The sequence below is a fragment of the Streptomyces sp. NPDC042002 genome, assembly GCF_055588305.1.
This window is the reverse complement of sequence record NZ_JBVJCT010000046.1, coordinates 1-6,310: the sequence shown is the minus strand read 5'-3', so window position 1 is coordinate 6,310 and position 6,310 is coordinate 1. Positions and strand designations below refer to the sequence as shown.

Here is a 6,310-nt window from a genome sequence, read left to right as displayed (position 1 = left end):
CGGGGACCCGAGAGCCGGCAGGCTCTTGGGGCAAAAGGAGCGGCTCGCCCCTCTCGTGGTGGGGTCGGTGTGACCGTGGGGCCGCCCCGGCGTGCCACGGGGCGGCCTCACGGTGGTGCTTCAGGCCGCCCCGGGGCGGCCTGAAGCCTGTGTTCTCGCGGGGTCAGACCCCAGCCGTTCGTCTCGCTTCTGTGCCCTTCGGATGTGCCCTTCGGGCCGGGCGAGGGGCGTCGTCCGTGGGAACGGGACACTGGGAGCGCGAACCTACAGGCGCGAGCGGCCCCTCAGCCCACCGTCCACTTCTGGTTGGCCCCGCCGCCGCACGTCCAGATCTGTAGGCGTGTGCCGTTGGCCGAGTTGTTGCCCGTGACGTCGAGACACTTGTTGGCCTGCGGGTTCACGATGTCGTGGGCCGCGGTGACCGTCCATTTCTGGTTGGGGCCGCCGGTGCAGTCCCACAGTTGGACCGTCGAGCCGTCCGCCGTACCGTTGCCGGTGACGTCCAGGCACTTGCCGAGCGCGCGGATCGTGCCGTCCGAGGACACCGTCCACTGCTGGGCGTTGGTCCCGTTGCAGTCGTAGAGCTGTACGGGCGTGCCGTTCGCCGAGTTGGCCGCGGCCACGTCCGCGCACTTGCCGGCGAGGCCCTTGACGGGTCCGCTGGTGCCGCCAGGACTGTCGCTCGTGGTCACCTTCACCTCGTCGACGACGAGCTGCTGCGGGAAGGCGGTCGAGCCGTCGGGGTCGCCGGGCCAGTAGCCGCCGACCGCGAGGTTCAGGATCAGGAAGAACGGCTTGTTGAACACCCAGGTGTTGCCGCCCACGTCGGCGGGCGTCCGCTGCTGGTAGACCGTGCCGTCCACCGACCAGGTGATCGAGTTCGGCGCCCAGTCGACCGCGAAGGTGTGGAAGGCGTCCGCGAAGGCCTGGCCGTTCGGGAGGGAGTACGGGGCACCGATACCGGCGGACCCGGAGTACCCCGGACCGTGGATCGTGCCGTGCACGGTGTTCGGCTCGAAGCCGACGTTCTCCATGACGTCGATCTCACCGGAGTTCGGCCAGCCGACCTGCCCGATGTCGCTGCCGAGCATCCAGAACGCCGGCCACATGCCCTGCCTGCGCGGGATCTTCATCCGGGCCTCGACATGGCCGTACGCCGTGGTGAACTTCCCGGAGGTGTTCATCCGGGCCGACGTGTACTGACATGTGCCGTACCAGCACTGGTAGTTGGCCGGATTCTCCTTGCGGGCCGTGATGACCAGATGGCCCTGGCCGTCCAGCGCCGCGTTCTTGTTGCCCGACGTGTAGTACTCGCGTTCGTGGTTGTTGACGTTGTCGCCGGTCTCCATCTGCCACTTGGAGGAGTCGACGGCCGAACCGGCGGCGCCGTCGAAGGTGTCGTCGAACGTCACGGTCGCGGTGGCCGCCGCCGGACCCGCGTGGGCGGGAGCGACGACGGCCGAGGCGGAGGCGACGAGCGCGGCGGACAGCGCGGCGAAGAGGCATCTTCGGAGCAGGCGTGGGGAGTCCATGACTCTCATTTCCGTACGGCTGCCCTAAGGCGGGTCAGCCGACTGAGGTGGGGGGTGCATGCTTCGCCTCTTGATTTAAGGAGTGAGGTAACAGGGTGTCAATACTCTGGTACGGACCAGGAGTTGGGGAGATGCCTCAGGCGCGAAGGCGCTTCTTGGGGTGCACCGCCCGGCCGAGCCGCCGTCCCAGAAGCAGGTAACCCACCAGCGCCCCGGTCGTGTTGAGGATGACGTCGTCGATGTCGAAGGAACGCCCGGTGATGAGGGCTCCTTGAACGAGCTCGACCAGGAGCATGACCGCCGCGGTGAGCGCCAGGATACGCAGGATGCCGCGGGTCTTCGGGAACACCACGGGCAGCAGCACTCCGAAGGGCACCCCCAGTACGAGGTTCCCGCCGATCTGCTTGACGGCGTCGCGCAGCTCCGGCTGGTCGAGATAGGCCTTCAGGGAGCGCCCGGGGTGAAGGTTGTTGTGGATCAGGGCCGCGGACGCCGGCGAGGGCTCCAGTGTCAGCCGGGCCAGCGCGACGGCGAACGCCACCATGGCCGCGAACGCGATCAGCATGGCCAGCAGCCGGAAGGGCAGTGCCAGGGCCCCGGTCTTTTCCGCCGGCGCGGGGGGCGGCGTCCTGCGGCCGAAGAACGACCGTGACCCTTCCGGCTTCGCCCGCTCGGTCCTCGACGCGGACCTGCTCCGCCCGGCCTTCGACGCCGGCTTGCTCTGCTCGCCCTTCGACGAGGCCTTCTCCCGGTCCGATCCCGGCTTCGGTGCCGGTTTCCGGCGACCTGCCTTCGCGGCTCGTGCGCGCAACGCGGTGCGGACCATGAGACCCTCCCCTTTTCAACTGCCCTCTGGTGCAGCCCGCTTACCCCCGATGGGGCCGACAATGCCCGGGGCACGGCGAACGGAAGGGTTTCGTGGCACGGGGCAGAGCTTTCCGGCGACGGGGATGTCCGCGCTGCGACACCCCGGCCGGCCCGGCGCGCTCCCCGCGAAGTCACGGCCCATGACCTGTGCCTTCCTCCGTCGTCTGCCGCCAGGCGGGGACTGCCCTCCGGAGGGCCGACTCCGTGACGGCCGAGAGCGCCGGGTGCGACCGTGTGCTCGCCCCGGCGCCCTCGGCACCGCCGGGACACTCAGGTGCCGTAGGTGACCGTCACCTCCGTGAAGCCGAGAGAGTGCAACAGGCCTTCGAGCATGCCGGTGGTGTTCTGCTCGGCCCGCGCGGTGAGCCGGCTGTCCTGCGCGGCCTTGCCGATGTGTTTGGCCGCGAGCCGCTGCACGGCCCGCTCGTCGTTCGGGTTGTCCGAGAAGATGTCGCCGATCCGGTCGAGGAGGCCGCGCTGCTTCGAGACGGCGTAGGAGTGGTCGGGGTCGAGGGCGGGTTTGCCCAGTGCCGCGTGCGGCAGACGGAGCGTGGCCGACGTACGGTCGCCGTTGACCGTCACGTCCTTCTGGCCGATGTGCCCGAGATCGACATAGGCGTCGACGGTGCCGGCCCCCACGTACAGCGTGCGGGTGCCGCGGATGGCGTCGGGCAGGTACTTCGAGTCCTTCTCCAGGTCCACGACCACCTGGAAGTTGCCCGACGCGGCCTCGTAACGGCTCATGTCCTGAATGGACTTGAGGAGCGTGGGGCCCGAATTGTCATGGGTCTCCGTGCCGAACACATCGCGCAGCCCCGGCAGAACGGCCAGCCGCAGCCCGGCGAAGAGCACCACGAGCACCAGCACGAAGGCGCAGACCACCTTCGCCCAACCGGGCATGCGTTTGATGGACGTCGTCATGTCGACGGTCCTCCTTTCAACCGTCCGTGTACCCCTCAAGCCCCTTGACAGGCCGACCGGTTGGCGGGCGGATTCCGCTGCCGGGCGCCCGGGGTGCCGTCCGCCGGAAGGCGGGGGAGCGGGCCGGCGGGGTGGCCGGGACACCCGGGATGCCGAGCCCCGGCCGCTGTGCCCGGCGCGCCGGGGCGTACGTCGTGAGGGGCGGGCGACCCGGCACGGCCTCTCGCCGAACGGTGTACGGGACCGGCCAGGCACCCCGCGACCGGATCCGCAACCGGAATTCCCCCCGGTCGAAGGCCCGAAAGGTGCCCAGTAGCATGAGGTACGCACTCCGGGCCGATCTTGCCAGCCGGCGACGCAACCCGGTTCGATCATGCGAGGAGCGGTCGTGCGTGACATCGCCGTGTTCAGCGGTAGTGCCCATCCCGAGCTCGCGGCCGAGCTCTGCGCGCACCTCGGTGTGCCCCTCAGTCCGACCCGTGTCAGCCGGTTCGCCAACGACTGCCTGGAGGTCCAGCTCCAGGCCAACTGTCGCGAGCGTGACGTCTTCCTCGTGCAGCCGCTGGTCACTCCGGTGCAGGAACATCTCGTCGAGCTGCTGATGATGTGCGACGCGGCGCGCGGTGCCTCCGCCGGGCGGATCACCGTGGTCATGCCCCACTATTCGTACGCCCGTTCGGATAAGAAGGACATGCCGCGGATCTCCATGGGCGGCCGGCTCGTGGCGGACCTGCTGGTGGCGGCCGGCGCCAGCCGTGTCCTCGCGATGACCCTGCACTCCCCGCAGGTGCACGGTTTCTTCTCGGTGCCGGTCGACCATCTGCACGCCCTGCGGGAACTGGCCGCGCACTTCCGGGCCAACGACCTGTCGCGTACGACGGTGGTCTCGCCAGATCTGGGCAACGCGAAGGAGGCCGCGGCGTTCGCGCGGCTCATCGGGGCCCAGGTGGCCGCCGGTGCCAAGCAGCGGTTCGCCGACGACCGGGTGAGCATCAGCTCCGTCATCGGCGAGATCTCCGGACGCGACGTCATCGTGCTGGACGACGAGATCGCCAAGGGCAGCACGGTCCTCGAACTCCTGGAGCGGCTGCGCGAGTTGGGGCCGCGGTCGATCCGCGTCGCCTGCACTCACGGGCTGTTCGCGGCGGGCGCCCTCAAGCGGCTCAGCGAGCAGCCCGACGTACTGGAGATCGTCTGCACGAACACCGTGCCGATACCGGCCGAGGAGTACACCGAGAAGCTGAGCGTCCTGTCCATCGCCCCGGCGCTCGCCGAGGCGGTGCGGCGCATTCACAACGGTGAGTCCGTCAGCGCCCTGTTCGACGCGCCGCGGAACGAATAGACAGGAGGGAGCGGAACTTCCCTCCCCACCGCTCGGTCACCAGGAGCGGCCGCCGTGCCCGGCCGGGAAGCCGCGGAGCAACGCTCGGCGTCACCCAGGTGATCAGGAGGGCTCGCAGTGGCCAAGGCGAAATTCGAGCGGACCAAGCCGCATGTGAACATCGGCACCATCGGTCACATCGACCACGGCAAGACGACGCTGACGGCGGCCGTCACCAAGGTGCTGCACGACCGCTTCCCCGATCTGAACCCGTTCACGCCGTTCGACCAGATCGACAAGGCGCCCGAGGAGCGGCAGCGCGGCATCACGATCTCGATCGCCCATGTCGAGTACCAGACGGAGAACCGGCACTACGCGCATGTGGACTGCCCGGGGCACGCGGACTACATCAAGAACATGATCACGGGGGCCGCGCAGATGGACGGCGCGATCCTCGTGGTCGCGGCGACCGACGGCCCGATGCCGCAGACCAAGGAGCATGTCCTGCTGGCCCGGCAGGTCGGCGTCCCGTACATCGTGGTCGCGCTCAACAAGACCGACATGGTGGACGACGAGGAGATCCTGGAACTCGTCGAGCTGGAGGTGCGCGAGCTGCTCAGCGCGTACGAGTTCCCGGGCGACGACGTGCCGGTCGTCCGGGTGTCCGCGCTCAAGGCGCTGGAGGGCGACCCCGAGTGGAGCGCGACGATCCTCGAACTCCTCGCGGCCGTCGACGCGTTCGTGCCGGAACCGGTGCGTGATGTGGACCGGCCGTTCCTGCTGCCGATCGAGGACGTCTTCACCATCACGGGCCGCGGCACGGTCGTCACCGGCCGGATCGAGCGCGGGGTGCTGAAGGTGAACAGCGAGGTCGAGATCATCGGCGTCCACGAGCAGAAGACGCGGACCACCGTCACCGGCGTCGAGATGTTCCGGAAACTCCTCGACGAGGGCCGGGCGGGCGAGAACGTCGGGCTGCTGCTGCGCGGAGTGAGGCGCGAGGACGTGGAGCGGGGGCAGGTGGTGATCAAGCCGGGTTCGGTGACCCCGCACACCCGGTTCGAGGCGCGCGCCTACATCCTCTCCAAGGACGAGGGCGGCCGGCACACGCCGTTCTTCGACAACTACCGGCCGCAGTTCTACTTCCGTACGACGGACGTGACCGGAGTCGTGACCCTGCCCAGGGGGACGGAGATGGTCATGCCGGGCGACAACACCATGATGGAGGTGCAGTTGATCCAGCCGATCGCGATGGAGGAAGGGCTGAAGTTCGCCATCCGCGAGGGCGGCAGGACGGTCGGCGCCGGGCAGGTCACGAAGATCCGGGATTAGGCGGCCGGTTGGCGGGACTCTCAGGAGAGGTGCGAAGTGGCCTCCGGGCGGCTCAGCGCCTCCTCCGGCGAGGCCGAGGGCGGCAGCACCCGCGAGAGCCCGGTCAGCCGGAACATGCGGAGCGTCAGCGGATGGGTGCAGACCAGGTGCAGCCGGCCGCCCCGCTCGAGGACACGGCGTCTGGCGCGGTAGAGCAGCCGCAGGCCCGAGCAGTCGAAGAACTCGACGCGGGGGGGGGGGGGGGGGGAGGGGGGGGGGGGGGGGGGGGGTGGGCGGGGGGGGGGGAGGGGGGGGTCGTTTGTCTTTGGAGAGGGCGCTTTCCCTCTTGGGTTCTATC

General features: G+C 69.5%; 5 protein-coding genes and 1 pseudogene. 2 read left to right on the top strand and 4 right to left on the bottom strand.

All coding sequences use genetic code 11. The features are described 5' to 3' along the window. Positions 1-284 precede the first annotated feature (284 nt). From ACZ6KY_RS37320 to ACZ6KY_RS37310, 3 genes are all read right to left on the bottom strand, one after another. Entirely contained in the window at positions 285-1,532 is a 1,248-nt protein-coding gene (locus ACZ6KY_RS37320) for a ricin-type beta-trefoil lectin domain protein (protein WP_469314709.1), read from the bottom strand. 136 nt (positions 1,533-1,668) lie between these two features. Then, positions 1,669-2,358 carry a VanZ family protein gene (locus ACZ6KY_RS37315; RefSeq protein ID WP_469314708.1) on the bottom strand — a complete coding sequence of 230 codons (690 nt, stop codon included), beginning with the start codon at positions 2,356-2,358 and terminating at the stop codon, positions 1,669-1,671. A gap of 311 nt (positions 2,359-2,669) precedes the next feature. Further along, positions 2,670-3,320: a DUF4230 domain-containing protein gene (locus ACZ6KY_RS37310; protein WP_469314707.1), complete on the bottom strand. Its 651-nt coding sequence runs from the start codon at positions 3,318-3,320 to the stop codon at positions 2,670-2,672. Positions 3,321-3,708: 388 nt separating this feature from the next. Here ACZ6KY_RS37310 and ACZ6KY_RS37305 point away from each other — a divergent pair, with 388 nt between their 5' ends. Next, complete coding sequence (locus tag ACZ6KY_RS37305) at positions 3,709-4,662, top strand: ribose-phosphate diphosphokinase (protein ID WP_469314706.1); 954 nt, start codon at positions 3,709-3,711, stop codon at positions 4,660-4,662. A 117-nt stretch (positions 4,663-4,779) separates the two neighbouring features. Further along, positions 4,780-5,973, top strand: a complete 1,194-nt coding sequence (gene tuf / locus ACZ6KY_RS37300) for an elongation factor Tu (protein ID WP_469314705.1) — start codon at positions 4,780-4,782, stop codon at positions 5,971-5,973. Between the two features lie 20 nt (positions 5,974-5,993). Here the strand turns inward: tuf and ACZ6KY_RS37295 are convergent. Beyond that, positions 5,994-6,200, bottom strand: a pseudogene (locus tag ACZ6KY_RS37295) (STAS domain-containing protein); the annotation flags it as partial. Between the last annotated feature and the right edge of the window lie 110 nt (positions 6,201-6,310).